This is a genomic window from Pseudomonas sp. S30_BP2TU TE3576 (assembly GCF_050436025.1).
In the GTDB taxonomy this organism is placed as follows: domain Bacteria; phylum Pseudomonadota; class Gammaproteobacteria; order Pseudomonadales; family Pseudomonadaceae; genus Aquipseudomonas.
Map to the genome: position 1 here is coordinate 4,009,777 of NZ_JBNDLK010000001.1, position 25,669 is coordinate 4,035,445.

Below are 25,669 nucleotides of genomic sequence, written 5' to 3' on the forward strand. Positions count from 1 at the left end.
TTTGCAGAAAGCATCTGTAGCAGCAGGCTTCGCCAGCTGCTACAGAAAGTGCGATTACTCTGCAGGCAGCGACAATTTTTGTCCGGCCATCAACAGCGTCAGTCGACTCAGGCTCATCCACGGCGAACCGGCCGCCTGGCCCTTGATCTGCGCGTCGATGCGCTGTGCTTCGAGCAGCAGTTGCCCCCAGCGTTGCGCCGAGTAGCGTTGCAGCGCTTTGCTCATCAACGGTTTGCGTTTGTCCCAGATCGGAGGTTTGGCCTGGCTGAAGGCCTTGTCCAGCGGCGTCCCCTGGCTGTATTGCAGCGAAATATTGGCCAGCAGGCGCAACTCCCGGGCCAGGGCCCAGAGAATCACCGGCGGCTCGACGCCTTCGCCGCGCAAGCCTTCGAGCATGCGCAAGGCATGGGCCGCTTCGCCATTGAGCACCGCATCGGTCAGGCCGAAGACGTCGAAGCGCGCACTGTCGGCCACCGCAGCCTGCACGGTTTCAACGGTGATCTGACCCCCTTCGGCCATCAGTTTGAGCTTTTCGATTTCCTGGGCCGCGGCCAGCAAGTTGCCCTCGACCCGCGCTGCGATCAGCTCAACGGCGTCCTGGCTGGCGGAAAGCCCGGCCTGGGACAGGCGTTGGCGAATCCAGCTCGGCAGCTGGCCGACATCGACGGGCCAGATCTGCACGAACTGGGTCTGCTGTCCTTCGACCAGCGCTTTGCCCCACTTGGTCTTCTGCGCGCTGCCATCGAGTTTCGGCAAGCTGATCAGCAGCACGGTGTCGTCGGCCGGGCGCGAGCAGTATTCGATAAGCGCGGCAGCACCTTTGTCGCCGGGTTTGCCGGAAGGCAGGCGCAGTTCCAGCAGGCGTTTTTCGGCGAACAGCGACATGCTGGCACCGGCTTGCAGCAACGTCCCCCAGTCGAAACTGGCGTCGGCGGCAAACACCTGGCGTTCATCGAATCCCTGCTGACGGGCGGCTGCGCGAATAGCGTCGGCTGCTTCCTGGCACAGCAGCGGGTCATCGCCGCTGATGATGTAGACCGGCGCAAGGGCGCCTTGCAGGTGTTTGGCGAGTTGGGCGGGGGCGAGCTTCATAAGAGAGGGCGAACGGGGCGCCTGAGCGCCCCGTACGTCTTACTGCTGCGGCAGTTCGACAGGCGACTGACGCGGGGTTTCCGCTTCAGCCTTCTTTGCCGCTTCCAGTGCCGCGGCATCAGCCTTGGCCCTGGCTTCGGCAGTCTGTTGCAACTGATCCAGTTGGCCAGGGTTCAGTTGTTGCAGGCGCAGCATCATGCGTTGAACCAGCTCGCGGCGGGCCTCTGTCCGGGCCGTTGCGGCTTCCTGGTCGGAACCCACCAGGTTGTTGCCGTCGTGCATGTAGATTTTCTGCACTTCAAGCTTGTCGCTCATCAGTGGCAGGTCACCGCGACCACGGATGTCGTAGTTCAACACGGTGGTCACCTGGTACTCGCCAGCACGACCGGCACCGGCGTAGCTGAGGATGCGTTGGCTTTCCTGCTCATTGGTCAGCACCAGTTTGTAAGGTGCGCCGTTATAGACCTTGACGCCGCTGCCTATCAGTACCTGACGCAATTGGGTCACGGTTTCGCCATAGGCGTTGCGGGCACTCAGGTCGAGTTCCTTGATCGCCAGTTCGTCGGTGCCGGTGCCGCGCAGCTGGAAACCGCAGGCGCTCAACAGAACCGCGAGGCCCATCACCAGCAGATTGCGTTTGATCATCTTGTTGCTCCCCTTGAAACCATGTGGGCCGATCAAGCGGCCCGAAAGGTTTTACTCGGCGCCAGGCTCACCTGGCGCCTGATCCAATTAGCTGGCGACGATATTGACCAGTTTCCCGGGCACTACGATCACTTTCCGAATGGTCAGACCGTCGACGAAACGCAGGACGTTCTCGTTGGCACGGGCGGCGGCTTCGACTTCTTCACGGCTGGCACTGGCCGGCATTTCGATCTGGCCACGCAGTTTGCCGTTGACCTGGATGACAAGCGTCAGGCTGTCCTGCACCAGTGCGCTGTCGTCCTGCACCGGCCAACCGGCGTCGATCACAGGATCAGCGTGACCCAGTTGATTCCACAGCTCGTGGCTGATGTGCGGCGTGATCGGAGCCAGCAGCAGAGTCACGGTTTCCAGGCCTTCGTGAATCAGTGCGCGATCCTGTTCGGTGCTTTGCGCGGCTTTTTCCAGCACGTTCATCAGCGTCATGACCTGAGCAATGGCGGTGTTGAACTTGTGGTTCTGGCCGACGTCCTGGCTGGCCTGCTTGATGGCCAGGTGGATCGAGCGACGAACGGCTTTCTGCTCGTCATTCAGGCTGGCGACGTCCAGTTTGCCCGGCAGGCCCTGAGTGACGTGCGCTTGAGCCAGACGCCAGACGCGCTTGAGGAAACGGTGCGAACCTTCTACGCCGGAGTCAGACCATTCCGCGCTCATGTCAGGTGGCGAGGCGAACATCATGAACAGGCGGCAGGTGTCTGCACCGAACTGGTCAATCATCGACTGTGGGTCGACGCCGTTGTTCTTTGACTTGGCCATTTTCTCGGTGCCACCGATTTCCACCGGCAAACCGTCAGCTTTCAATTTTGCGCTGATAACCTTGGCTTTGCTGTCACGCTCGAGTTCGACGTCGGCCGGGTTGAACCAGGTGTAAGCGCCATTGGCTTCGCGGCGATAGTAAGTCTCGGCGATCACCATGCCCTGGGTCAGCAGGTTCTTGAACGGCTCGTTGGAGCTCACCAGGCCTTCGTCGCGCATCAGCTTGTGGAAGAAACGTGCGTAGAGCAGGTGAAGGATCGCGTGTTCGATACCGCCGATGTACTGGTCAACCGGCAGCCAGTGGTCGGCCGCCGATTTTTCTACCAGGCCACCTTCATAGTGCGGCGAGGCGTAACGGGCGTAGTACCACGAGGACTCGACGAAGGTGTCCATGGTGTCGGTTTCACGCTTGGCCGGCGCGCCGCATTTAGGGCAGCTGCACTCGTAGAACTCGGGCATGCGCGCCAGTGGCGAACCGGCGCCATCCGGCACCACGTCTTCCGGCAGCACGACAGGCAGTTGATCTTCCGGCACCGGCACGTCACCGCAAGTGCCGCAGTGGATGATCGGGATCGGGCAACCCCAGTAACGCTGGCGGCTGATGCCCCAGTCGCGCAGGCGGAACTGGGTACGCGAGGCGCCCAGTTCTTTCTTGATCAGCGCGACTTCGATGGCGTCGAAGGCACCCGCGAAGTCGAGGCCATCGAACTCGCCGGAATTGATCAGCGTGCCGTACTCGCCGTAGGCGTCTTGCCATGGTGCCGGGTTGCTGTCACCGGAACTGGTGCGCACGACCGATTTAACCGGCAGGTTGTACTTGTGGGCGAATTCGAAATCGCGTTCGTCGTGGGCCGGAACCGCCATCACCGCACCGTCGCCGTAGTGCATCAGCACATAGTTGGCGACCCATACCGGCAGTTTCTCGCCGGTCAGCGGGTGCTCGACGAACAGGCCGGTTGGCAGGCCTTTTTTCTCCTGGGTGGCGACGTCGGCTTCGGCCACGCTGCCGCCCTTGCATTCAGCGATGAACGCTTGCAGCTCAGGATTGTTCTGCGCGGCCAGGGTCGCCAGGTGGTGTTCGGCGGCCACGGCAACGTAGGTTGCGCCCATCAGGGTGTCCGGACGGGTGGTAAAGACTTTCAGTGCGCCGGTTTCGCCGATGGAATCGACGTTGTACGGGAACTGCACTTCCATGCCGCGGGACTTGCCGATCCAGTTGCGCTGCATGGTCTTGACCTGTTCAGGCCAGCCAGTCAGTTCGTCGAGGCTCTCCAGCAGCTCATCCGCGTAGGCGGTGATCTTGAAGTAATACATCGGGATTTCGCGCTTTTCGATCAGCGCGCCGGAACGCCAGCCGCGACCGTCGATCACCTGTTCGTTGGCCAGGACGGTCTGGTCGACCGGGTCCCAGTTCACGGTGCCGCTTTTTTTGTAGATCACACCTTTTTCGAACAGACGGGTGAACAGCCATTGTTCCCAGCGGTAGTAATCCGGCTTACAGGTGGTCACTTCGCGCGACCAGTCCACCGCCAGGCCCAGGCTGCGCAGCTGGCTTTTCATGTAGGCGATGTTTTCGTAGGTCCACTTGGCGGGCGCTACATTGTTCTTCATCGCGGCGTTTTCCGCCGGCATGCCGAAGGCGTCCCAACCCATTGGTTGCAGAACATTCTTGCCTTGCATGCGCTGGTAGCGGGAGATCACGTCGCCGATGGTGTAGTTGCGCACGTGCCCCATGTGTAGCTTGCCGCTGGGGTAAGGGAACATCGACAGGCAGTAGTAAGTCTCCTTGCCTGGCTGTTCACTGACTTCAAAGGACTTTTGCTCGTCCCAGAACGACTGGGCGGCGGCTTCGATTTCACGGGGCTGATATTGTTCGTGCATGGCTACTTTTGAACTGAATAGGGGTGGCCTAATCCTCTTCAATGCAACGCTGGACGCTGATCTCGCCACATTGGCGTTTTCGATGCCCAGCCGAGCTGGAAGTGGAGTTACAGGAAGCGCCGTAGCATACATGACCGCGCTCTGCCGAGGGAAACCCTGATTGCTGCCGCACGTCCTGCAAAAACCGCTGCGAGGGCCGTTGGTCGCGGCGTTCAGCCGGTTTGTTCATGGAAGCTAAGCTCTAACTGGGGAGTAGGTCTTATCTTCCAATGAGGTGAGGGATGGTTGAGTCACAGCAAAAAGCTACAAAACCGGAGCTATACGAAAGGCTGATCGATCGTTTGGCCTTGGCCCTGGATGCGGCAAAAACCGCTAGCCGGTTGCGCGACGAACGCCCTCTGGAACTGGAACTGCGTGGCCTGAGCCCCGCAGAGTTTGCACTGGTCAAGGCGTATCTGGATCGCAGTGAACGTGAGACGCACGGATGCTTGTCTGAGGCGGTAAAGCAGCTCGATGCACCACGTTCAGCCAAGATCATCTGGCTCAAGGACAAGGTTCCCGGCAGAGACGCGGTAAAGGTCCGGTCTTTGCAGTTCAAATAGGGCACAGAGCCATGCTCCATGATTTTTTGAAGCATAGTCCCTCTGTATTGATTGTCGCATTGCGCTAACCCACTTAGGCTTCGGGCATCTCCGGGAGATGCTCGATGCTTTTTCGTTATTTCGTAAAACAACTTCTTTTGCCACCTGGCGTTCTTTTGCTGCTGCTTTTGCTTGCCTGGTGGTTGCGCCGCTCAAGGCCAAGGCTTGCCGGTGCGTGCTTTGCTCTGGGGCTGGGTGGTTTCTGGCTGATGAGCCTGCCGGTGGTGGTGCAGTGGAGTGCCGGCCTGCTTGAACGTGAGCCACCGCTGGCCCGCGATGAATGGACAGTCATGGGGCAACGCGCGGACGCGATCGTGATCCTCGGTTCGGGGCGCGAGCGCGGTGACGTGGCCTGGGGCGCCGACCAGCCCACGGGTGTTGGCCTGGAGCGCCAGCGCTTTGCCGCGCGACTGGCCAAGGCTTCCGGCCTGCCGGTACTGACCAGCGGCGGCTTGCATTACGGCACGCCACCCAGCGAGGCGCAGATGATGGCTGACTCCTTGCGTGATGATTTTGGCGTGACCGTGCGCTGGCAGGAAGGGCGCAGCCGCACGACCTGGGAAAATGCGCAGTTCAGCGCCGAAGTGTTGCTTCCACAGGGTATCAAGCGTGTGGTGCTGGTGACTCACGCCTGGCATATGCCGCGAGCGGCCTGGAGTTTCCGCAAGGCCGGATTTGAGGTGGTGCCGGCGCCAGTAGGATTTCTGGGTGGCGACAACGCGCGGCCACTGGGTGGCTGGATGCCGGAGTTCAAGGCGATCTGGCAGAACGGGCAGTTGATGAACGAGGCGGTGGGGCAGATCGGTTATTCGTTGTTCTATTGAGGTGATGTCGGCACTGATTGATGCGGTGCCTGTGATGCCGCCTTCGCGAGCAAGCCCGCTCCCACACTGGGATCTAAGTCGGTCACAGTATTTGTGTACGACGCCGATCAAATGTGGGAGCGGGCTTGCTCGCGAAGCTCTTAAACGGTTTTGGCCATCCGGCTCGCAATCAGCGCCCAGCCAAACAACAACACGCAGACTATGAGCAATGGCCACGAGCGCCATTCCAGGTACGGCGTGAGATTGTGCATCGGCACCACTTCGCCATACAGGATGCCGCGTTCGAACTGCGGGATCTGATCGGTAATCTGACCGAACGGGTTGATCAGGCCGGACACGCCATTGTTGGTGGCACGGATCATCCAGCGGCCGGCCTCCAGTGCACGCATCTGCGCCATCTGCAGGTGTTGCAGCGGACCGATGGAGGTGCCGAACCAGGTGTCGTTGCTGATGGTCAGCAACAGGTCGCTACGGGCGGCAAGGCTGGCGGCGAATTCCGGGTAGACCACTTCATAGCAGATGAACGGCGCGATCTGATAACCCTTGGCCTGCAGCAGAGGCTGATCGGCCGGGCCGCGGGCAAAGTCCGACATCGGCAGGTCGAAGAAGGCGATCAGCCCGCGCAGCACATCCTGCAGCGGAACATACTCACCAAACGGCACCAGTTTTTGCTTGAGATAAGTGCCGTCGCCTTCACCGGTAACGGTGATGCCATTGAAGAAGCGCTTTTCGTGGTGTACTTCCATGCGGACCGGGACACCGGTGATCAGCGCCGATTTACGCTCGGCCGCGAAGCTGCCCATCATGTTCAGGTAGCCCTCGGCGGACTCCTTGAGCACCGGGATCGCCGTTTCTGGCCAGATGAGCAAATCGACGCGTTTGGAGCTGAAGCTCATGTCGCGGTACAGCGCCAGTTGCGCGTTGAGCTGCGCCGGGTCCCACTTCATGCTTTGTTCGATGTTGCCCTGAATGGCGGCAACGCTCAGTGGCGGGCCTGAGGGGCTGGTCCAGGCGTGGTGCTTGAGTGCCATCCCGACCAGCCAGGGGCCGGCCAGCAGCAATATACCGGCAACGATAAAGCCTTTGCGCCCCGTGCGAACCAGGCGCAGGCCGTTGTAGATCAACGCCGCAGTCAGGGCCAGGGTGAACGAAATCAGCCACATCCCGCCGATGGGCGCGAGCCCGGCCAGCGGGCCGTCGAGCTGGCTGTAACCGGAATACAGCCACGGGAAACCCGTCAGGAACCAGCCGCGGAAGGCTTCCTGGGCGACCCACAGCGCAGCGAAGGCCAGGGCGTCGGCCAGCGGCGCCTCATTGCGGCGCAGCCAGCGCGTCCAAATCCAGGCGGGCAGCGCAAAGAACCAGGCAATCGCCGCCGTGAAGATCAACATCAGGAAACCGGCCAGCAACACCGAGGCGCCGCCGAAATGGTGAATGCTGTAGTAGATCCAGCTGGTGCCGGCACCGAACAGGCCGAAACCGAAACACCAGCCGCGACCCAGTGCCTGGCGTGGGCTCAGCTCGCGCAATCCGGCATAGAACAGGCCGACGGCGAGCAGTGCCAGTGGCCAGATATCGAACGGCGCCAGGGCCAGGGTGGTGATTGCACCGGCCGCCACGGCCAGCAGGTTACCGGGCCAGCCGGGGCGGGTTGTCCAGCGCATTTCAATCCTTAGCGAGCAATGGGCGTCAGGCGAAGCAAGTGAATCCGACGGCTGTCGGCGTTCAGGATGCGGAAACGGTACGGGCCGATTTCAGTGATTTCGTTCCGTTTTGGCAAATGCCCGAACGCGCTCATCACCAGGCCACCAACGGTATCGAACTCGTCGTCGGAGAATTCACTGTCGAAAAACTCGTTGAAGTTCTCGATCGGTGTCAGGGCCTTGATCAGGAAATCACCGCTGGGCAGCGGCTTGATGTAGCTGTCTTCTTCGACGTCGTGTTCGTCTTCGATATCGCCGACGATTTGTTCCAGCACGTCTTCGATGGTTACCAGGCCGGCCACGCCGCCGTACTCGTCGATGACGATGGCCATGTGGTTGTGGTTGGCGCGAAATTCACGCAGTAGCACGTTAAGGCGCTTGGACTCCGGCACGAAGGTGGCCGGGCGCAGCAGGTCCTTGATGTTGAAGCTCTCGCCGTTCTCCTTGAGGATCAACGGCAGCAAGTCTTTGGCCAGCAACACGCCCATCACGTCATCGTGGCTTTCGCCGATGACCGGGTAACGGGAGTGGGCCGATTCGACCACGGCCGGCAGAAACTCGCGGGGTGTCTGGGTCGCCTTGATGCTGACCATTTGCGAGCGCGGGACCATGATGTCCCGGACCTGCAAGTCAGCCACCTGGATGGCGCCTTCGACGATGGCCAGCGCTTCGCTGTCCAGCAGTTTGTTCTGGTGTGCATCGCGCAGCAGCTCCAGCAGCTCCTGGCGGTTTTTCGGCTCGTGGGCAAAAGCCTGGGTGAGCTTACCCAGCCATGACTTCTGCCCGTTGCTCGATCGATCTTCGCTCATAGCGATTACTCTGAATCCTTTGTTGTTTCGGTAGGGGATAAATCGGTTTCGTCGTCCGCGTACGGATCGGGAAAGCCCAATTCTGCAAGCAACGTTCGTTCCAGTGCTTCCATCTCTTCGGCTTCGTCGTCATCAATATGGTCGTAACCGAGCAGATGCAAGCAGCCGTGAATCACCAGGTGCGCCCAATGGGCCTTGAGTTGCTTGCCCTGTTCGGCGGCTTCACGCTCGACCACGGCTACGCAGATCACCAGATCGCCCAGCAGCGGGATGTCGAGGAACTCATCCGGCACATCGGCCGGGAATGACAAGACGTTAGTTGCGTAATCCTTTTGCCGCCAGGTGTGGTTCAACTCGCGGCCTTCGGCTTCGTCGACCAGACGAATGGTCATCTCCGAATCGGCGGTACGCTGGCGCAGCGCCAGTTCGCACCATTGGCGGAACTCGGCTTCGCTGGGGGCGCTGGCTTCGGTGGCGATTTGCAGGTCAAGCTCAAGCATCGCGGCGGCTATCCTTGGCGGCTGCATCATCGGTCGCATGGTTTTCGAAACGCTCGTAGGCTTCGACGATGCGCTGCACCAGCGGATGGCGCACGACGTCCTTGGGCTGGAAGTGGGTGAAGCTGATGCCCGGCACATCCTTGAGCACTTCGATCACGTGGCGCAGGCCGGACTTGGTGCCGCGTGGCAGGTCGACCTGGGTGATGTCCCCGGTGATGACGGCCGTGGAGCCGAAGCCGATCCGGGTCAGGAACATCTTCATTTGTTCGACCGTGGTGTTCTGGCTTTCGTCGAGAATGATGAAGCTGTTGTTCAGCGTACGACCACGCATGTACGCCAATGGTGCGACTTCAATCACTTGGCGTTCGATCAGCTTGGCGACGTATTCGAAGCCGAGCATTTCGTAGAGCGCGTCATAGAGCGGGCGCAGGTACGGGTCGATCTTTTGGGCGAGATCGCCGGGCAGGAAACCGAGCTTTTCACCTGCTTCGACCGCCGGACGAACCAGAAGGATGCGGCGAATCTGCTCGCGCTCCAGCGCATCGACCGCGCAGGCGACGGCCAGGTAGGTCTTGCCGGTACCGGCCGGACCGATACCGAAGTTGATGTCGTTACCGAGGATTTCCTTCACATAGCGTATTTGATTCAAGCCACGGGGGCGAATCATGCCTTTCTTGGTGCGAAGGGCCACGGACGGTTCGGCGGGGGAGTGGTTGTCCAGCTCTTCGACGGCCGATTCCTGCAGGAACAGGTGAACCATGTCCGGCGACAGCTCGGTACCCTTGGTTTCCCGGTACAGGCGGCGCAGGAGGTTTTCCGCGGAGGTGGTGTGTTTGGGTTCGCCGATCAGCTCGAACTGGTTTCCGCGATTGCGGATCTCGATGGTCAGGCGCTGTTCGATCAAGCGCAAATGCTCGTCGAATTGCCCGCACAGATTGGCGAAGCGGCGAGCTTCAAAAGGCTCGAGGATGAAACGATGTGGTTCTATGGGTGCGTTCAAGGTCGTATTTAGCCGCCCTGGGGCAATTGGGATGAAATCAAGGATAACGCCAGTGGCGTGGGTGCGAAAGCTCTTAAATGAGGCAACCCGATTCCCGTCTCTGACGCTGTACCTGTGGGAGCGGGCTTGCTCGCGAAGGGGGAGTGTCAGTCGACATTAATGGTGCTGACAGACCGCCTTCGCGAGCAAGCCCGCTCCCACAGGGATATTCGATGTTACTGGATCAGCGAACCCCGCAGTGAGTGCGGCTGTGCGGCATCGATGTGCACGTCGGCGAACTGGCCGATCAGGGTCGGATTGTCGCAGCGGAAGTTGACGATACGGTTATTCTCGGTCCGGCCTTGCAGCTCGCCGGGGTCTTTTTTCGAGTAATCGGTCACCAGGATCCGCTGGATCGAACCGACCATTTGTCGGCTGATCTCGAAGCCTTGCTGGTTCAGGCGATGTTGCAGGGCGTTCAGGCGTTCTTTTTTCAGTTCTTCCGGGGTTTCATCGGCCAGGTCGGCGGCCGGTGTGCCCGGGCGCTGGCTGTAGACGAATGAGTAGGAAAAGTCGAAACCGACGTCGGCAATCAGCTTCATGGTTTGTTCGAAGTCTTTTTCGGTCTCGCCCGGGAAGCCAACGATGAAGTCCGAACTGATGCAGATCCCCGGCACGGCGGCGCGCAGCTTGCGCAGTTTGGATTTGTATTCCAGTGCGGTGTGGTTGCGCTTCATCGCCGCGAGGATGCGGTCCGAGCCCGATTGCACCGGCAAGTGCAGGTGCTTGACCAGCTCCGGCACGTCGGCATGGGCCTGGATCAGGCTGTCGGAGAATTCCAGTGGATGCGACGTGGTGTAACGGATGCGGTCGATGCCATCGACAGCGGCGACCACGCGGATCAGCTCGGCCAGATCAGCCAGGCGCCCGTCATGGGTGAGGCCGCGATAGCCGTTGACGTTCTGTCCCAGCAGCGTCACTTCGCGCACGCCGTTTTCGGCCAGGTGAATGATCTCGGCAATCACGTCGTCGAACGGCCGGCTGACCTCTTCGCCGCGGGTGTAGGGCACCACGCAGAACGTGCAGTACTTGCTGCAACCTTCCATGACCGACACGTAAGCGCTCGGGCCGTCGATGCGCGGCTCGGGCAAATGGTCGAATTTTTCGATTTCCGGGAACGAGACGTCGACTTGCGGCAGCTTGCTGATGCGCGCGGCGTTGATCATTTCCGGCAGGCGATGCAGGGTCTGCGGGCCGAAGACCACGTCGACATATGGCGCGCGGTCACGGATGGCTGCGCCTTCCTGGCTGGCCACGCAACCGCCGACGGCGATCACCATGTCCGGATTGGCCAGTTTCAGTTCGCGCCAGCGTCCGAGTTGGGAATAGACGCGGTCCTGTGCACGTTCGCGGATCGAGCAGGTGTTGAGCAGGATCACGTCGGCGTCTTCAGCGCGGGCGGTGACTTCCAGGGCCTGATGTTCGCCCAGCAGATCGACCATGCGCGAGCTGTCGTACTCGTTCATCTGGCAACCGTGGGTTTCGATGTAAAGCTTCTTGGCCATGGAAAGAGTCATCACCTGATTCAAAGAACCGCGCATTATAGGGAACATGTCCCGAGGTTCCTACCGTTGCGCGTCCGACGGCTGTGCTATAGTTCGCGCCCTCATTTTTACCCCGATTTGTTACCCGCCCACCATGACCAAACGTGAAGCTCCAATCTACAAGGTGATTTTCCTCAACCAGGGCCAGGTGTTCGAAATGTACGCCAAGCAGATCTATCAAAGTGATCTGTGGGGCTTTCTGGAAGTGGAAGAGTTCGTCTTTGGCGAGCGCACGCAAGTGGTCGTCGATCCGAGCGAAGAAAAGCTCAAGGCTCAGTTCGAGGGCGTGGTGCGCAGTTTTGTGCCGATGCATTCGATCGTGCGTATCGACGAAGTCGAGCGTCTGGGGACACCGAAAATCAGCGAAGCCCGTGGCGCGGTCGGCAATGTCATGCCGTTTCCGATGCCGATGCCTGAGAAGTAAGGCTCTGTGGTGTGGTGAGCATTGTGGCGAGGGGGCTTGCCCCCGTTGGGTCGCGAAGCGGCCCCAAATCCGGCCACAGCATTCTTCCAGGCATACTGCATTTTTCGATTTTACGACTGCTGCGCAGCCGAACGGGGGCAAGCCCCCTCGCCACAGGGGGCCGAGTTGCTGTCAGGGCAGTGGCGCGAAAGGCGTGCGCCCGTCAGCGCTTTGCAATTCCATCAGGTATTTACGGAAAATTTGCCCGAGCACCTGGGTAGCAAGCTCCAGCTCTTCGCGGGGCATTTTTTCGGTGACTTCGTCGGCGGTATCCAGGGCATCTTCGGCGCCATTGACCGCCGCCATCTTCAGCAGGATATAAGCCTGGACGTTATTGGCCTGCACGCCTTCACCGTGGAAGAACATGGTGCCGAGCTTGAATTGCGCCTGGGCATGGCCTTGCAATGAAGCCTTTTCGAAATAGCTCAGGGCTTGATTGAGGTCGCGTGGCGCGTTTTTACCTTCGTAGTAGAACTCACCCAACTCGTATTGCGCTTGCGCATCCCCTTCATCCGACGCTTTCCGGCAGGCGGCGAGCGCCTGTTCCAGATCTTGCGGCTGGGTATTGAGGGTGCAGCGACCCATCGCTGGGATTAACAACGAGTTGCCGCCTGCTTGTGCGTGCGCGAGCAGGGGCTGAAGAAGCAACAGGCAGCCCAGTGCAAGGGTGCGGCCGGTGCGGTTCATGGGAATCGACTTACCTCTGAAGGGCGCGCGGACCCATCGAGGGATCCAATAAGCGCGCATTATGAAATAAGCAGGGGCAACCTTACAAAGTCTTTACTCGTTTTTCTGCTGCGCGGGAAATTTATCGCCCACTTTGCGGAGGATTATTTGCAGGTGGGTAGGAAAAGACGCGGGAATGTAGGCGAAAGCTGACGCTGGCAATGGCCAACGTCAGCCATTCAGCGTTACTTCAAGGCCGCGAAGGCGCGCTCGGCGGCATCCAGGGTCAGCTTCAGTTCAGCTTCGCCATGGGCGATCGAGGTGAAGCCGGCTTCGAATGCGCTCGGTGCCAGGTAGACGCCACCCTCCAGCATCAGGTGGAAGAAACGTCCGAACAACGCTGCGTCGCTGGCCATCACGTCATCGAAAGTAACGATGTCGTCGGCGCCGCTGAAGTACAGGCCGAACATGCCGCCGGCCTGAGTGGTCACGAACGGAATGCCGGCCGCATCGGCGCGCTGTTGCAGGCCGTCGAGCAGGCGCGCGGTGTAGTCGGTCAGCTCGGCGTGGAAGCCCGGACGGCTGATCAGGCGCAGGGTGGTCAGGCCGGCGGCCATCGCCAGCGGGTTACCGGACAGCGTACCGGCCTGATAGACCGGGCCCAGCGGGGCGATGCGCTGCATGATTTCACGCTTGCCACCGAAGCAGCCGACCGGCATGCCGCCACCGATGATTTTGCCGAAGGTGGTCAGGTCCGGGGTTACGCCGTAATAAGCCTGGGCACCGCCGAGGGCGACACGGAAACCGGTCATCACTTCGTCGAAAATCAGCACCACGCCGTGTTTGTCGCACAGGGTCCGCAGGCCTTCGAGGAAGCCCGGTGCCGGCGGCACGCAGTTCATGTTGCCAGCCACTGGCTCGACGATGATGCAGGCTACATCCTGACCCACTTCGGCGAGCATGTTCTCAACGGCATCGATGTCGTTGAACGGCAAGGTCAGGGTGTGTTTGGCGAATGCCGCCGGTACACCGGCCGAGCTCGGTACGCCTTGGGTCAGTGCGCCGGAACCGGCCTTGACCAGCAGGCTGTCGGAGTGACCGTGGTAGCAGCCTTCGAATTTGATGATGCTGTCGCGGCCGGTGAAGCCTCGGGCCAGGCGGATAGCACTCATGGTCGCTTCGGTGCCGGAACTGACCATGCGCACCATTTCCATCGACGGCACGAGCGAGCAGACCAGGTCGGCCATCTGCGTTTCCATCTCGGTCGGGGCGCCGTAGGACAAGCCGTGCTCAAGCTGCTTGCGCACCGCGTCCAGCACGTCCGGATGGCTGTGGCCGAGGATCATCGGGCCCCAGGAGCCGACGTAATCCACATAGCGCTTGTTGTCTTCGTCGGTGACGTAGGCGCCTTCGGCGTGTTTGAAGAACAACGGCGTGCCGCCGACGCTCTTGAACGCGCGAACCGGTGAGTTCACGCCACCGGGAATGTGTTTCTGGGCATTGGCAAACAGCGTTTCGGAACGAGACATGATCGGGCTCTCAGATTTTAAGTAATTCGTTAAAAGCGCGGGCACGGCGGGTGACTTCAGCCGTGCTCTCGGCGCCGAACAGGCCATGCACCACGGCCAGCAGATCGACCCCATGGGCCACCAACGGGGCGGCGTTGTCCAGGGTGATGCCGCCGATCGCGCAGATCGGCAAGTGCAGTTGCTGGCGGGCCTGATCGAGCAGTTCGAGGCTGCAGGTCGGTGCGCCAGGCTTGGTATTGGAATTGAAGAAGCGACCGAAGGCGACATAACTGGCGCCTTCTTTGGCGGCCTGTTCGGCAAGTCCCACTTGCGCGTGGCAGGTCGAGCCAATGATCGCATCGCGCCCCAGCAAGGCACGAGTCGGCGACAACGGACCATCGGTCTGGCCCAGGTGCACGCCGACGTTCAGGCGTGCCGCCAGTTCGGCGTCGTCGTTGATGATCAACTGGGTCTTGTAGCGTTCGCACAAGTCGCGCAGGGCTTCGGCTTCACGCAGGCGGCGGGCCTCGTCGCTGCTTTTGTCGCGGTATTGCAGCAGGGTGACGCCGCCTTCCAGCGCCGCCTCCACGTACGAAAGAAATTTACCGGCCAGCAACTGGCTATCGGTAATGGCGTACAGGCCACGTAGTTTCATCGGACAAGCCTCACCGCATTACAAATAGAAGTTACGAACAGAAATCCAGTGGCAAACGGCGCGGCACGAACTGGCCTTTGCCCAACTGTTCGGCATCACGCAGGGTGCGCCATGTGTAGTTAAGCGCGGTCTGCACGGCGCTGGCGAGGTTTTCGCCCTGGGCCAGACGACCGGCCAGTGCACTGGCCAGGGTGCAACCGGAACCGTGATAACTGCCCGGCAGGCGCTGGCAGGTAAAGGTTTCACGCAAGCCGTCGCGGCTGTACAGGCGATTGTGGATTTCGGTTTCGTCGCCATGGCCACCGGTGATCAGCAGGTGTTTGACGAACGGCAAGAGTTTTTCAGCGCACTCGTCCGCAGTGCCTTCGGGCAGTTCGGCGAGGATACGGGCTTCAGGAAGGTTAGGGGTTGCAATGATCGACAAGGGCAGCAGGCGTTCGCGCATGGCGTAGCCGACTTCGTCCTTGCCCAGGCGTCCGCCGCCGCCGGCACGCAGCACCGGATCGCAGACCACTGGCAAATGCGGATGCGCTGAAAGCAGTTCGACCACGGTGTCGACCATTTCCAGGGAACCGAGCATGCCCAGTTTGACCGCCGCGACTTCGGAGTCGTTGAGCACGGCGTTGGCCTGGGCCAATACCCACTCACGGTCGAGGACGCGGAAGTCAGTGACATTGACGGTGTCTTGCACGGTCAGGGCGGTGACGGCCGGAGCCGCATGGCAACCCTGAGCGAGCAGGGCTTCGATATCTGCCTGCAAGCCGGCGCCACCACTTGGGTCGTGGCCGGAGAGACAGAGGACAACGGGGCGAGAGCTGTAGATATTCATGGTGCGCGAGCTTACCACCAAACGTCGATTTTCGGGTGTGGTGACATCCAGTCTGCCTGTTCCATTGTGGCAGTGATTTCCTTGCCGCTGGTTATGTTCTGGTAGTGTCGCTGTAACGCCCGTTCTAGAGCCTTTGTAGGAAAAATTTCAATGGTGTTTAATCGCCGCCAACGGCTATGCTAGAGTGGATCCAAACCAATAACAGGTGATACCGGTTTTACGTCTACTCAAAAGGAATGGGGGGCTTCCTGACAGAACCGGACAGGCCACGCTGGGGCTTCAATGCGCTATTTGCTGATGTTGCTGTTGTGTTTGCCCCTCCTGGCAAACGCCGTCGAGTTCGACGAGTTCACTCAAAGCCTCCCCTTGGGCCGAACCCTGCAAGTCTATGAGGACGCAGGTGGCCAGGCGACCATCGCGGATATCCGTGCGCAAGCGGCAGCCGGCAACTTCAAAGCGCATCACAAGGACACGCTCAACGCCGGGTATTCGCGTTCAGTGTTCTGGCTGAAAATCGATCTGCATTACCGCCCGACCAATCCGGCGGCGCAACGGACCTGGCTGTTGGAGCTGGCCTATCCGCCCCTCGATCGTCTTGATCTCTATTTACCTGATGCTGCCGGTCACTATCAGTTGATCAGGCAGACCGGCGATGCCTTGCCGTTCGCCAGTCGCGAGATCCGTCAGAACAACTATTTGTTCGACCTCACCTTCAAGCCTGATCAAGCCGAAACCGTATTCCTGCGCTTGCAAAGCGAAGGCTCGATCCAGGCGCCTGTGACCTTGTGGTCGAGCACCGCGTACCTCGAAGAGCAGCCCGTGCGCCTTTACGTACTGGGATTGATCTACGGCGTGTTGCTGGGGATGCTGGTCTACAACCTGTTCATCTACCTCAGCGTGCGTGACACCAGTTACCTCTACTACATCTTCTATATCGCCTCGTTCGGCTTGTATCAGCTGTCGGTAAACGGTGCGGCCGTGCAGTATTTCTGGTCGGACAACCCTTGGTGGGCCAACGCCGCGACGCCGTTTTTCATTGGCTGTGCGGGACTGTTCGGCAGTCAGTTCGCCCGTAGTTTCTTGCAGATGGCCACCCACAGTCGCTGGCTCGACCGCTTGTTGCTGGCGCTGGTCGCCTTTAGCGCGCTGGTGGTCGGCCTGTCATTGATGACCGGTTACGCCCTGGCCCTGCGCCTGGCCACGACCCTGGCACTGACGTTCACCGTAGTGATTTTTTCCGCGGGGATCTTTGCCTGGCTGCGGGGCCTGCGGGTGGCGCGGTATTTCATCATTGCCTGGTCGGCGTTTTTGCTCGGCGGCATCGTCAATACGCTGATGGTGCTGGGATACCTGCCAAACGTGTTCCTGACCATGTATTCCAGCCAGATCGGCTCGGCCATCGAAGTGGCGTTACTGTCCCTGGCACTGGCCGACCGCATTAACGACATGCGCGAGCAGCAGGCGCAAACGCTATTCGACGCCAGCCAGAAGCTTGAAGTCCTCAACCAGCAACTGGCTCGCAGTAACAAGCTCAAGGACGAATTCCTGGCCACCCTGACCCATGAACTGCGCACGCCCATGAACGGTGTGATCGGTTCGCTGGAACTGATGCAGACGGTCGAAATGGACCCTGAGCTGGAGCAGTATCAGCAGACGGCTGCGGGATCGGCCCGGGACATGATGCGCATGGTCAACGGCATCCTGACCCTCACCGAATTGCAGGCCGGCAAGCTCAAGGCCTCGGCCGACACCTTCAGTTTGCGCGGTATGGTCGAGGCCCTGCGCATGCAGTTCGAGGGCAACGCATCGAGCAAATCGCTGGACTTCAAGGTCGATGTCGCGCCAGGTGTGCCGGATCGCTTGCACGGCGACAACGTCAAGATCGCGCAGTGCCTGGAGTGTCTGCTGGATAACGCCATCAAGTTCACCCGCATCGGTGGCCTGGCCCTGCGGGTGACCGCCAAGACCATCGAGCCCGATCGGCTGGCGTTGACCTTTGCGGTGATCGACACGGGCATTGGTTTCACTGATTTGGGTGAGGCCACGATGTATCAACGGTTCTTCCAGCTCGATGGCTCGATGACCCGTGAGTACGGTGGCCTGGGCGTTGGCCTGGCGATTTGCCGACAATTGATTGAGTTGCTGGGTGGACGCCTGACGTATCGCACCGAGCCAGGACGCGGCAGCCGGTTTCAGCTTGATGTTGAGGTCGGGCTGTCGGTGGCCGAACGTCCGGTGACGCCGTTGATGCCCCGGGATTTTCCGCGCCTGCGCTTGCCTCAGGATTGTGCCGTGCTGTTGGTGGATGACAACGGCATCAGCCAGTTGGTGATGCGCGGCATGTTGCTCAAGCTGGGTTTTCGCGTACGCACCGCCGACAGCGCCGACGTCGCGCTCGATCTCTTGCAGCGCGAAGGGTTTGACGCGGTGCTGGTCGATTGTCAGTTGCCGCTTCAGGACGGTGTGTCGGTGTGCTGTCAGATCCGAGCGTTACCCGCTTATGCCGAGCTGCCACTGTTCATGATCGCCATGGGCCGTGACTGTGAGCGCTGCCCGACCGGCGCGTTGATTGATTACTTGAGCAAACCGGTGAAATTCGAAGACTTGCAGGCCGCGCTCTACCGCCACGTGCTCTGCTCGCAACAGGGCGAAAGCGCCGGCAGTTAGGCGTGTATGACACTTTGTTCGGCCGTGGGGCGGTGCTTAACTGAAGTCCCTTGGCCGACCAAAGGAGCCCTGTCATGAACCTGCATCAGTTCGCCGAAACCCACGAAGTCACTAATCAGCCACCGTCACTGGATGGTGCCAACCTGTACCGCATCGACTTGCCGTTGCAGGAATGGTCGCGACGGTTCGGGGCTGGTTGGGCCGAATCGCGGATCGACGCCTACGGCGCGCTGGCCGGTGGCCCGTTGATGGAAGCCGGGTTCCTGGCCAATCAGAACAAGCCGGTGTTCAACAGCCATGACCGGTTTGGTCATCGCATCGATCTGGTGGAGTTTCATCCGGCCTATCACCAGTTGATGCGCACGGCGGTCGAGCACGGCCTGACCTCGCTGCCCTGGGCGCACCCGCAGAATGGCGCGCATGTCGCCCGCGCTTGCATGTCGTATCTGCACAGCCAGGCCGAAGCCGGCAGTGGCTGCCCGTTGACCATGACCTTCGCCAGTGTCCCGGCCATGCGTCTGCAACCGGATCTGGCGGAAAAATGGCTGCCGAAAATCCTCGCCACCGAATACGACCCGCGCAACGTCGCAATGGCCCACAAGGCCGGGGTCACCATTGGCATGGCCATGACCGAGAAGCAGGGCGGCACCGATGTCCGGGCCAACACCACCAAGGCGTATCCGGTCGGCGCCAGCGGTCCTGGCCAGGCCTATGAACTGGTCGGCCACAAATGGTTCTGTTCGGCGCCGATGTGCGACGCCTTCCTGACACTGGCGCAGACCGACAAGGGCCTGACCTGCTTCCTGTTGCCGCGCCATCGTCCGGACGATACGCGTAATCAGTTCTACATCCAGCGCCTGAAGAACAAGCTCGGCAATTGCTCCAACGCCTCCAGTGAAGTGGAGTTTCGTGGCGCACTGGCGTGGATGATCGGTGAGGAGGGCCGTGGCGTTCCGACGATCATCGAGATGGTCGCCATGACCCGCTTCGATTGCATGGTCGGTTCCAGTGCGCTGATGCGTCAGGCATTGACCCAGGCCAGCCATCACTGCGCCCACCGTTCGGTCGGCGGCAAGCTGCTCAGCGAACAGCCCTTGATGCAGAACGTGCTGGCGGATCTGGCGCTGGAAAGCGAAGCTGCCCTGGCCTTGAGCCTGCGCATGGGCCAGGCGCTGGATCATCTGGATGATTCGCAGGAAGCCAAATTCGCCCGGCTGGTGACGGCGGTGGGCAAGTACTGGATCTGCAAACGGGCGCCGGCGATGATCAACGAAGCCGCCGAATGCATGGGCGGCGCGGGTTATGTCGAAGAAAGCATCCTGCCAAGGCTTTACCGCGAGGCGCCGGTGAATTCGACGTGGGAAGGTTCCGGCAACGTGCAATGCCTCGACGTGCTGCGTGCCCTGTCGAAGGAGCCGGGCGTGCTCGATGCGCTGTTCAGCGAGCTGGGCGATGGCCAAGGTGACAAGCGCCTGGCTGCGCACATCCATCAATTGCAGGCGGCCTTCAAGGACACCCGTGACATTCAATACCGCGCCCGGCAATTGACCGAGGACATCGCGCTGGGGCTGCAGGCCAGGTTGTTGCTGGAGGCGGGTAACTCCGCCGTCAGTGATGCCTTCATCGCCAGCCGCCTGAATGGTGGCGGCCGCGTGTACGGCGCGTTACCGCGTGGGCTGGATGTGGAAGCCATTGTCGCTCGCTCGACTCCGCAGGGTTTCTGACCACGATTAACCTGGCACCGCAAACCCCTGTGGGAGCGAGCTTGCTCGCGATGACGGATTAACATTCAATAATGATGTTGACTGATACGCCGCTATCGCGAGCAAGCTCGCTCCCACAGTTGTTCTCTGTTTACAGTCAATGCCACTGTTCCCGTGAAGCAACGATGCAGGCAAGATGAAGGTCTGCAAGTCAGAACACAGGATGCTGATCGTGACCGAAGCTTTTATCGTCGTTCAAACTGCCGAGCAAGCCGTGGATCGGCTTGCGTTCTTGCACAATCGTGCAACCACCGCGTTGAGCCAGGCGCTCAAGCGTTACCTCAAGGATCGCGTCGAGCCTGATGCCGAGCAGCGAGCGTTGTTCCGTTATCCCGAGCTGCGTCTGACCTACCATTGTCAGGGTGAAGTCCCGCAGACCACCCGTGCCTACGCCAAGGTCCAGCTGCCGGGCACCTACAGCGTCACCGTCACCCATCCGTCGGCATTCCGTAAATACCTGCTGGAACAACTCGTGCCCTTGATGCACGACTTCACCGTGACCGTGGAAGTCGGTGTCAGCCAGCAGAACATCCCGTATCCGTATGTGGTCGAGCAGGGTGATGAACTGGCGGGTTCCGGCGTCACCGCTGCCGTGCTGGCGCGGGTGTTCCCGAGCACCGACCTGTCGGCCGCGACCGACGGCATCGCCGACGGTTTGTACGATTGGGAAAACACCGATCCGCTGCCCCTGGCCCTGTTCGATGCCGCACGGGTGGATTTCTCCCTGCGCCGGCTGGTGCATTACACCGGCAGCGACTGGCGTCATGTGCAGCCGTGGATTCTGCTGACCAACTATCACCGCTACGTCGACCAGTTCATCGTCCATGGTCTGGAGCAACTGCGCAAAGACCCGCGTTTCGTGCGCATGGTGTTGCCGGGCAACGTGATCATCGAAAAGAGCATGGATCACGGCGAGGCTTCGGCAATCGCCGCGGGCGTGGTCTGGCACCGCTACCAGATGCCGGCCTACCACCTGATCGCCAGCGATGGCCACGGCGTGACGCTGGTGAATATCGGTGTCGGCCCGTCCAACGCCAAGAACATCACCGATCACCTCGCCGTTTTGCGCCCGCATTGCTGGCTGATGATCGGCCACTGCGGCGGCCTGCGTCAGTCGCAAACCATTGGCGACTACGTGCTGGCCCACGCTTACATGCGCCGCGACGGCATTCTCGACCGGGTGGTGCCGCCGAACATTCCGATTCCGGCCTTGGCCGAGGTGCAGCTTGCGCTGCAGCAGGCGGCGGCCAATATCACTGGCGAGAGGGGCGACGAGCTGAAGAAACGCCTGCGTACCGGTACCGTGTTGACCTACGACGACCGTAACTGGGAATTGCGCTGGGCCCAGGAACGTCCGCTGATCAACCTGTCCCGCGCCGTGGCGGTGGACATGGAAAGCGGCACCATCGCAGCCCAGGGTTATCGTTTGCGGGTGCCGTACGGCACGTTGCTGTGTGTATCGGACAAGCCGCTGCACAGTGAAATCAAGCTGCCGGGTTCGGCCAACGCGTTCTATGAGCGCGCGGTCAGCCAGCACTTGAAGATCGGTATCGAGGCGGTGGACCTGTTGCGCACCGAACTCAACTCGTTGCACTCGCGCAAACTGCGCAGCTTCGACGAGCCGCCGTTCCGCTAACGGTTGTCATGGTCATTTGGCGGTCAGGGCACTAGCATTAGCAGCCCTGACCGTTAGATGTTTCCTTTCTCATGTCTCGTCCTCCTCAACGTCCCGTTTCCCGCCGCCCTGGCACGAAACCGTCGCCTGCAGCCCCGCGCCGTGTTGCCAAGGCACCACCGGCCGAGCCGAAGCTGATCCTGTTCAACAAACCCTTCGATGTGCTGACGCAATTCAGTGACGGCGAAGGGCGCGCAACGCTCAAGGACTACATCGATGTACCGGGAATTTATCCGGCGGGGCGGCTGGACCGCGACAGCGAAGGTTTGTTGCTGCTGACCAACGACGGTCAACTTCAGGCGCGAATTGCCGACCCGAAGCACAAACTGGCCAAGACCTATTGGGTGCAGGTCGAGGGCGAGCCGAGCACCGAGCAGTTGCAGCGCCTGCGTGACGGCGTCGAATTGAATGACGGCATGACCTTGCCCGCCGAGGCGCGGCAATTGGACGAGCCCGAGCTGTGGCCGCGCAATCCGCCGGTGCGCTTTCGCAAAAGCGTGCCGACCAGTTGGCTGGAGTTGGTGATTCGCGAAGGGCGCAACCGGCAGGTGCGGCGCATGACCGCTGCGGTCGGGTTGCCGACCTTGCGCCTGGTGCGGGTCAGAATCGGTGACTGGACAATCGAAGGGCTCGATCAGGGCCAGTGGAAAGAAGTACCGGCGCGCTTATAGGGCGCCGGATTCGATCAGGCCGATCACCACGCTCTTGATGATGAACGCCGCCACGCCCAGGCCCAGCACGAAGAACAGGATGAACGAGCCAAAGCGCCCGGCCTTGGACTTCTTCGCCAGATCCCAGACGATGAAACCCATGAAAATGATCAGGATCGTGACCAGTCCGGTCATCATCCATTCTTCAAAAACTGCAGGATCCATCGAACATCTCCAGCGCGGGCGAGGCTAAAAGGGCGCGGCGATTATACGCCTCGCTGGCTGCGTGCAGTATTGACCTGCGTCGGTGTGTCGCAGTCATTCGTCGCCTGTGCCGGCCTCTTCGCGAGCAAGCCCGCTCCCACATTGGATCTTCTGACCGATAGAGATCAACTGTGGGAGCGGGCTTGCTCGCGAAGGCGTTCTCAGCTGCGCAGATGAGTCAGCGGCAACTCAGTGCTGTTGAGCACCTGGTTCAGCACAAAACTCGAGCGCACGCTGGTCACCCCTTCAATCCGGGTCAGATGCCCGAGCAGCAGTTTCTGGTAGTGATCCATGTCCGGCACCACGACCTTGAGTTGATAGTCGGCATCCATCCCGGTCACCAGGCTGCATTCGAGCACTTGGGGCAGGGTACGAATGGCTGCTTCAAAGTTTTCGAAACGCTCCGGTGTGTGACGGTCCATGCCGATCAGCACATAGGCCGTCAGGCTCAGGCCGAGCATTTTGCGGTCGAGCAGGGCGACCTGACGGGAAATGTAGCCGTCGTCTTCCAGTTGCTTGACCCGCCGCGAGCACGGCGAAGGCGACAGGCCGATGCGCTCGGCCAACTCCTGATTGGAGATGCGTGCGTCTCGCTGCAATTCCGCCAAAATACTCAGGTCGTAACGGTCGAGTTTGCTCATCAATCTGTCCTTTGTCGTAACTATTGCGACAGATTATCTATCCAGGGTTAAAAATTGCGCAAGTGATGTTTAATTCAGCAATCTTCGCAATCTTCTGCCGGCGCTCCCGGCCTATTCTTATCACCAGAATCACTGCTCGGACAAACAGTCCAGTGCGACTCGCCCAATCAGGCCAGTCGCGGCCGCCACCCCCACCGGGGATGTGCCGGCCCCCGAGCTACACACTGTCCAGAAGACGGCGTGAGGTGAGCCGACGTCAAAAGCGTTGAGCCAGGACGAAGTTCTCCAAGGGGAGGCCGACGGGTCTCCCCTTTTTCTTGCCTGAGATTTGTTGCCGGCTCTCAATAAATAAGTTGCGCGACTGATAACCTGATGCAGAACCGGCCTGAGGTTTTCCAGTCTTACGTACAGGCCCTAACCCATCGTGAGGAAAAGCATGAAGTCGCGCATCTGGCGTTTAGCCGGTGTCGGTTTGCTGTGTGCCAGCGTCGCTGCGCAAACGCTGGCCGATGAACAGCAAAACCGTGGTCATGATGGCGAACAACATGGCCAGGATGGTCGTCAGGGCAACAATCAGGGCCATGGCGGCAACAACCAGCCGTCGCCGCAAAACAGCCAGCAGCAGAATCAGCCCCGTGCGCAGAATAACGACAACCGCCACAGCGAGCACAATGGCCAGAACCAGCATCAGAACAATGGCCAGTGGCAGCCCCGTCCAGCGCCGGATTTCAACAGCCCGGTTCGCTCGCCACCTCCACCGCCGCAGTTGCCGGCCACTGACATGCCGATCCAGCCCCGTCCCGACACTGTGCGCCAGACCCAGCAGCCGCAGCGCGGTTACTACCAGGATCAGCCGCGTCGCAACAATTACAACCAGCACTGGAGTGGCTACACAAACGCACCCTCCTATGACAATCACTGGCAGGGGCGCTCGAGTGGCTATGGTAACGGCTGGGGGGCAGGCCCCAGATATCGCCCCGGCCAAGTGATCGACCGGTTCCCCGAGCGCCACTTCCGCGTACCTTACCGTGGCATGGATTACTACTATTCCGGTGGCTACTGGTATCGCCCGCTGGGCCCGCGTTATGAGGTGGTACAGCCACCGCGCGGGATTCGCGTCAGATACCTGCCCGATTACGCCCAGCAGGTATGGATTGGCGGGACGCTGCTGTTCCTCGCGGCCGGTTCGTATTACGCCTACCAGGAGAGCACTCAGGACTACGTCGTGGTCGAGCCGCCAGTTGGCCAATCGCAACCGCCAGCCGGCAGCAATGGTTATGACGTGGAGGCGTATCCGGCCAACGGTCAGTCGCCGGAGCAGGTCGGTCGGGATGGCTACGAGTGTTATCAATACGCGGTGCAACAGAGTGGTTTCGATCCACGAACCGCCACCTACCAGCCAGACCCGTCGGTGGTGCAAGCCTACCGACAGGCCCAGGGCAACTGCCTGAGCAGTCGTGGTTATCAGGTGAATTACTGAGTGCGGGCGGCTTTCACCACTTCCCGCGGGTCGGCGTGCACCAGCACTTCGGCGCGCGGGTAGGCGCTGTGAATGGCCGCGGCAGCCTGATCGCTGATGCCGTGGGCGACTGACAGCGTCAGTTCCCCCGGCAACTCCAGATGCAACTGCACAAACCACTGGTTGCCGGAGATCCGTGTACGCAGGTCATGCGCCCCCAACACACCGGGCACGCTGCACGCCAGTTCCAGCATGTGCTGGCTGACATCCGGCGGCAGTTCTTCATCCATCAACACCGCAAAGCTCTCCCGGGCGATCCGCACCGCGCTCCATAGAATGTAGGCGGCGATGCCCAGGCCAAACCAGGCGTCGACCTGATACCAGCCAAACCCGGCCAGTACCAGTGCCAGCAGAATGCTGCCGTTGAGCAGCATGTCCGAACGGTAATGCAGCGAGTCGGCACGCACGGCGTTGGAGCCGGTAGCCTTGATCACCCGATGTTGCAACATCAGCAAGGCCAGGGTCAGGGCGAGCGAGAACACAATCACACCGATGCTGATCAATGGCGCGCCGATCGGTTCGGGATGTTTCAGCCGATCGTAGGCCTGCAATGCAATCAGTACCGAACTGCCGCCAATGAACAACGCCTGGGCCATGCCCGCCAATGACTCGGCCTTGCCGTGCCCGTAGCGATGATCATCGTCGGCGGGGCGCAGGGCGTAATGCACCGCCAGCAGGTTGAGCAATGACGTGACGCCGTCGAGTGCCGAGTCGGTGAGCCCGGCGAGCATGCTCACCGAGCCGCTCAGCCACCAGGCGATGGCTTTGGCGACGATCAACGTGCACGCCACCGCCACCGAGGCACGGGTCGCCAGCCGCAGCAGGCGGCCATGTTCGGAGCTGGAGGTCATAGTGGCCATCGTTTCTTGAGAATCCTT

Annotated in this window: 23 protein-coding genes; 8 read left to right on the forward strand and 15 right to left on the reverse strand. The window is 60.7% G+C overall.

The window, feature by feature from the left end; genetic code table 11:
- Positions 1-54 precede the first annotated feature (54 nt).
- The 3 genes from holA to leuS form a co-directional block, all read right to left on the reverse strand.
- Positions 55-1,092 (reverse strand): DNA polymerase III subunit delta, encoded by a 1,038-nt coding sequence (gene holA / locus ABIA48_RS18275; protein ID WP_429490385.1) that lies wholly within the window; start codon positions 1,090-1,092, stop codon positions 55-57.
- Positions 1,093-1,131: 39 nt separating this feature from the next.
- Entirely contained in the window at positions 1,132-1,737 is a 606-nt protein-coding gene (gene lptE / locus ABIA48_RS18280; protein ID WP_204933493.1) for an LPS assembly lipoprotein LptE, read from the reverse strand.
- Positions 1,738-1,824: 87 nt separating this feature from the next.
- Positions 1,825-4,431 (reverse strand): leucine--tRNA ligase, encoded by a 2,607-nt coding sequence (leuS, locus tag ABIA48_RS18285; protein WP_429490387.1) that lies wholly within the window; start codon positions 4,429-4,431, stop codon positions 1,825-1,827.
- A gap of 281 nt (positions 4,432-4,712) precedes the next feature.
- On the opposite strand from leuS, the gene ABIA48_RS18290 reads away from it, so the two are divergent.
- Positions 4,713-5,033 carry a hypothetical protein gene (locus ABIA48_RS18290; RefSeq protein ID WP_103396538.1) on the forward strand — a complete coding sequence of 107 codons (321 nt, stop codon included), beginning with the start codon at positions 4,713-4,715 and terminating at the stop codon, positions 5,031-5,033.
- Positions 5,034-5,137: 104 nt separating this feature from the next.
- Positions 5,138-5,896 (forward strand): YdcF family protein, encoded by a 759-nt coding sequence (locus tag ABIA48_RS18295; RefSeq protein ID WP_429490390.1) that lies wholly within the window; start codon positions 5,138-5,140, stop codon positions 5,894-5,896.
- Positions 5,897-6,036: 140 nt separating this feature from the next.
- Here ABIA48_RS18295 and lnt read toward each other — a convergent pair whose 3' ends face one another.
- From lnt to miaB, 5 genes are all read right to left on the reverse strand, one after another.
- Positions 6,037-7,560 (reverse strand): apolipoprotein N-acyltransferase, encoded by a 1,524-nt coding sequence (lnt, locus tag ABIA48_RS18300; protein WP_429490392.1) that lies wholly within the window; start codon positions 7,558-7,560, stop codon positions 6,037-6,039.
- A gap of 8 nt (positions 7,561-7,568) precedes the next feature.
- A complete protein-coding gene (locus ABIA48_RS18305; protein WP_429490394.1) occupies positions 7,569-8,408 on the reverse strand; it encodes an HlyC/CorC family transporter in 840 nt (279 codons plus the stop codon).
- Positions 8,409-8,413: 5 nt separating this feature from the next.
- Complete coding sequence (gene ybeY, locus ABIA48_RS18310; RefSeq protein ID WP_429490396.1) at positions 8,414-8,908, reverse strand: rRNA maturation RNase YbeY; 495 nt, start codon at positions 8,906-8,908, stop codon at positions 8,414-8,416.
- Complete coding sequence (locus ABIA48_RS18315) at positions 8,901-9,908, reverse strand: PhoH family protein (protein WP_007993992.1); 1,008 nt, start codon at positions 9,906-9,908, stop codon at positions 8,901-8,903. The genes ybeY and ABIA48_RS18315 overlap by 8 nt, the downstream gene beginning before the upstream one ends.
- A gap of 215 nt (positions 9,909-10,123) precedes the next feature.
- Positions 10,124-11,452 (reverse strand): tRNA (N6-isopentenyl adenosine(37)-C2)-methylthiotransferase MiaB, encoded by a 1,329-nt coding sequence (gene miaB / locus ABIA48_RS18320; RefSeq protein WP_429490398.1) that lies wholly within the window; start codon positions 11,450-11,452, stop codon positions 10,124-10,126.
- Positions 11,453-11,585: 133 nt separating this feature from the next.
- Here miaB and ABIA48_RS18325 point away from each other — a divergent pair, with 133 nt between their 5' ends.
- A complete protein-coding gene (locus ABIA48_RS18325; RefSeq protein ID WP_003185742.1) occupies positions 11,586-11,915 on the forward strand; it encodes a DUF1820 family protein in 330 nt (109 codons plus the stop codon).
- A gap of 171 nt (positions 11,916-12,086) precedes the next feature.
- Here ABIA48_RS18325 and ABIA48_RS18330 read toward each other — a convergent pair whose 3' ends face one another.
- The 4 genes from ABIA48_RS18330 to ABIA48_RS18345 all read right to left on the reverse strand — a co-directional run bounded on the left by ABIA48_RS18330 (position 12,087) and on the right by ABIA48_RS18345 (position 15,612).
- On the reverse strand, positions 12,087-12,641 hold the full coding sequence (locus ABIA48_RS18330) for a tetratricopeptide repeat protein (RefSeq protein ID WP_429490400.1): 555 nt from the start codon (positions 12,639-12,641) through the stop codon (positions 12,087-12,089).
- A 224-nt stretch (positions 12,642-12,865) separates the two neighbouring features.
- Entirely contained in the window at positions 12,866-14,149 is a 1,284-nt protein-coding gene (gene hemL / locus ABIA48_RS18335; RefSeq protein ID WP_429490402.1) for a glutamate-1-semialdehyde 2,1-aminomutase, read from the reverse strand.
- Positions 14,150-14,159: 10 nt separating this feature from the next.
- Entirely contained in the window at positions 14,160-14,783 is a 624-nt protein-coding gene (gene thiE / locus ABIA48_RS18340; protein ID WP_429490404.1) for a thiamine phosphate synthase, read from the reverse strand.
- A gap of 31 nt (positions 14,784-14,814) precedes the next feature.
- Positions 14,815-15,612 carry a hydroxymethylpyrimidine/phosphomethylpyrimidine kinase gene (locus ABIA48_RS18345; protein WP_057713171.1) on the reverse strand — a complete coding sequence of 266 codons (798 nt, stop codon included), beginning with the start codon at positions 15,610-15,612 and terminating at the stop codon, positions 14,815-14,817.
- Between the two features lie 282 nt (positions 15,613-15,894).
- Here ABIA48_RS18345 and ABIA48_RS18350 point away from each other — a divergent pair, with 282 nt between their 5' ends.
- The 4 genes from ABIA48_RS18350 (at position 15,895) to ABIA48_RS18365 (ending at position 22,388) form a co-directional block, all read left to right on the forward strand.
- Entirely contained in the window at positions 15,895-18,279 is a 2,385-nt protein-coding gene (locus ABIA48_RS18350; RefSeq protein ID WP_429490406.1) for a 7TM diverse intracellular signaling domain-containing protein, read from the forward strand.
- 74 nt (positions 18,280-18,353) lie between these two features.
- The gene (locus ABIA48_RS18355) at positions 18,354-20,003 is read left to right on the forward strand and encodes an acyl-CoA dehydrogenase family protein (protein WP_429490408.1); all 1,650 of its coding nucleotides are present in this window, start codon (positions 18,354-18,356) and stop codon (positions 20,001-20,003) included.
- A gap of 175 nt (positions 20,004-20,178) precedes the next feature.
- Positions 20,179-21,678 (forward strand): AMP nucleosidase, encoded by a 1,500-nt coding sequence (gene amn, locus ABIA48_RS18360; RefSeq protein ID WP_177318985.1) that lies wholly within the window; start codon positions 20,179-20,181, stop codon positions 21,676-21,678.
- A 71-nt stretch (positions 21,679-21,749) separates the two neighbouring features.
- Positions 21,750-22,388 carry a pseudouridine synthase gene (locus ABIA48_RS18365; RefSeq protein ID WP_007990660.1) on the forward strand — a complete coding sequence of 213 codons (639 nt, stop codon included), beginning with the start codon at positions 21,750-21,752 and terminating at the stop codon, positions 22,386-22,388.
- Here the strand turns inward: ABIA48_RS18365 and ABIA48_RS18370 are convergent.
- Both ABIA48_RS18370 and ABIA48_RS18375 read right to left on the reverse strand, forming a co-directional pair.
- Complete coding sequence (locus ABIA48_RS18370) at positions 22,383-22,592, reverse strand: DUF2788 domain-containing protein (protein ID WP_007975837.1); 210 nt, start codon at positions 22,590-22,592, stop codon at positions 22,383-22,385. The two genes, ABIA48_RS18365 and ABIA48_RS18370, sit on opposite strands and share 6 nt — an antisense overlap.
- 200 nt (positions 22,593-22,792) lie before the next feature.
- Positions 22,793-23,272 carry an Lrp/AsnC family transcriptional regulator gene (locus ABIA48_RS18375; protein WP_007937367.1) on the reverse strand — a complete coding sequence of 160 codons (480 nt, stop codon included), beginning with the start codon at positions 23,270-23,272 and terminating at the stop codon, positions 22,793-22,795.
- Between the two features lie 436 nt (positions 23,273-23,708).
- Here ABIA48_RS18375 and ABIA48_RS18380 point away from each other — a divergent pair, with 436 nt between their 5' ends.
- Complete coding sequence (locus tag ABIA48_RS18380; RefSeq protein WP_429490411.1) at positions 23,709-24,752, forward strand: DUF6515 family protein; 1,044 nt, start codon at positions 23,709-23,711, stop codon at positions 24,750-24,752.
- Here the strand turns inward: ABIA48_RS18380 and ABIA48_RS18385 are convergent.
- Positions 24,746-25,642, reverse strand: a complete 897-nt coding sequence (locus ABIA48_RS18385) for a cation diffusion facilitator family transporter (protein ID WP_108231178.1) — start codon at positions 25,640-25,642, stop codon at positions 24,746-24,748. The two genes, ABIA48_RS18380 and ABIA48_RS18385, sit on opposite strands and share 7 nt — an antisense overlap.
- Positions 25,643-25,669: the final 27 nt, after the last annotated feature.

Excerpts from the sequence above, each read along its gene's own strand:
- holA (WP_429490385.1), bottom strand. The coding sequence starts at position 1,092 with ATGAAGCTCGCCCCCGCCCAACTCGCCAAACACCTGCAAGGCGCCCTT.
- lptE (WP_204933493.1), bottom strand. The coding sequence starts at position 1,737 with ATGATCAAACGCAATCTGCTGGTGATGGGCCTCGCGGTTCTGTTGAGC.
- leuS (WP_429490387.1), bottom strand. The coding sequence starts at position 4,431 with ATGCACGAACAATATCAGCCCCGTGAAATCGAAGCCGCCGCCCAGTCG.
- ABIA48_RS18290 (WP_103396538.1), top strand. The coding sequence starts at position 4,713 with ATGGTTGAGTCACAGCAAAAAGCTACAAAACCGGAGCTATACGAAAGG.
- ABIA48_RS18295 (WP_429490390.1), top strand. The coding sequence starts at position 5,138 with ATGCTTTTTCGTTATTTCGTAAAACAACTTCTTTTGCCACCTGGCGTT.
- lnt (WP_429490392.1), bottom strand. The coding sequence starts at position 7,560 with ATGCGCTGGACAACCCGCCCCGGCTGGCCCGGTAACCTGCTGGCCGTG.
- ABIA48_RS18305 (WP_429490394.1), bottom strand. The coding sequence starts at position 8,408 with ATGAGCGAAGATCGATCGAGCAACGGGCAGAAGTCATGGCTGGGTAAG.
- ybeY (WP_429490396.1), bottom strand. The coding sequence starts at position 8,908 with ATGCTTGAGCTTGACCTGCAAATCGCCACCGAAGCCAGCGCCCCCAGC.
- miaB (WP_429490398.1), bottom strand. The coding sequence starts at position 11,452 with ATGGCCAAGAAGCTTTACATCGAAACCCACGGTTGCCAGATGAACGAG.
- ABIA48_RS18325 (WP_003185742.1), top strand. The coding sequence starts at position 11,586 with ATGACCAAACGTGAAGCTCCAATCTACAAGGTGATTTTCCTCAACCAG.
- ABIA48_RS18330 (WP_429490400.1), bottom strand. The coding sequence starts at position 12,641 with ATGAACCGCACCGGCCGCACCCTTGCACTGGGCTGCCTGTTGCTTCTT.
- hemL (WP_429490402.1), bottom strand. The coding sequence starts at position 14,149 with ATGTCTCGTTCCGAAACGCTGTTTGCCAATGCCCAGAAACACATTCCC.
- thiE (WP_429490404.1), bottom strand. The coding sequence starts at position 14,783 with ATGAAACTACGTGGCCTGTACGCCATTACCGATAGCCAGTTGCTGGCC.
- ABIA48_RS18345 (WP_057713171.1), bottom strand. The coding sequence starts at position 15,612 with ATGAATATCTACAGCTCTCGCCCCGTTGTCCTCTGTCTCTCCGGCCAC.
- ABIA48_RS18350 (WP_429490406.1), top strand. The coding sequence starts at position 15,895 with ATGCGCTATTTGCTGATGTTGCTGTTGTGTTTGCCCCTCCTGGCAAAC.
- ABIA48_RS18355 (WP_429490408.1), top strand. The coding sequence starts at position 18,354 with ATGAACCTGCATCAGTTCGCCGAAACCCACGAAGTCACTAATCAGCCA.
- amn (WP_177318985.1), top strand. The coding sequence starts at position 20,179 with ATGAAGGTCTGCAAGTCAGAACACAGGATGCTGATCGTGACCGAAGCT.
- ABIA48_RS18365 (WP_007990660.1), top strand. The coding sequence starts at position 21,750 with ATGTCTCGTCCTCCTCAACGTCCCGTTTCCCGCCGCCCTGGCACGAAA.
- ABIA48_RS18370 (WP_007975837.1), bottom strand. The coding sequence starts at position 22,592 with ATGGATCCTGCAGTTTTTGAAGAATGGATGATGACCGGACTGGTCACG.
- ABIA48_RS18375 (WP_007937367.1), bottom strand. The coding sequence starts at position 23,272 with ATGAGCAAACTCGACCGTTACGACCTGAGTATTTTGGCGGAATTGCAG.
- ABIA48_RS18380 (WP_429490411.1), top strand. The coding sequence starts at position 23,709 with ATGAAGTCGCGCATCTGGCGTTTAGCCGGTGTCGGTTTGCTGTGTGCC.
- ABIA48_RS18385 (WP_108231178.1), bottom strand. The coding sequence starts at position 25,642 with ATGACCTCCAGCTCCGAACATGGCCGCCTGCTGCGGCTGGCGACCCGT.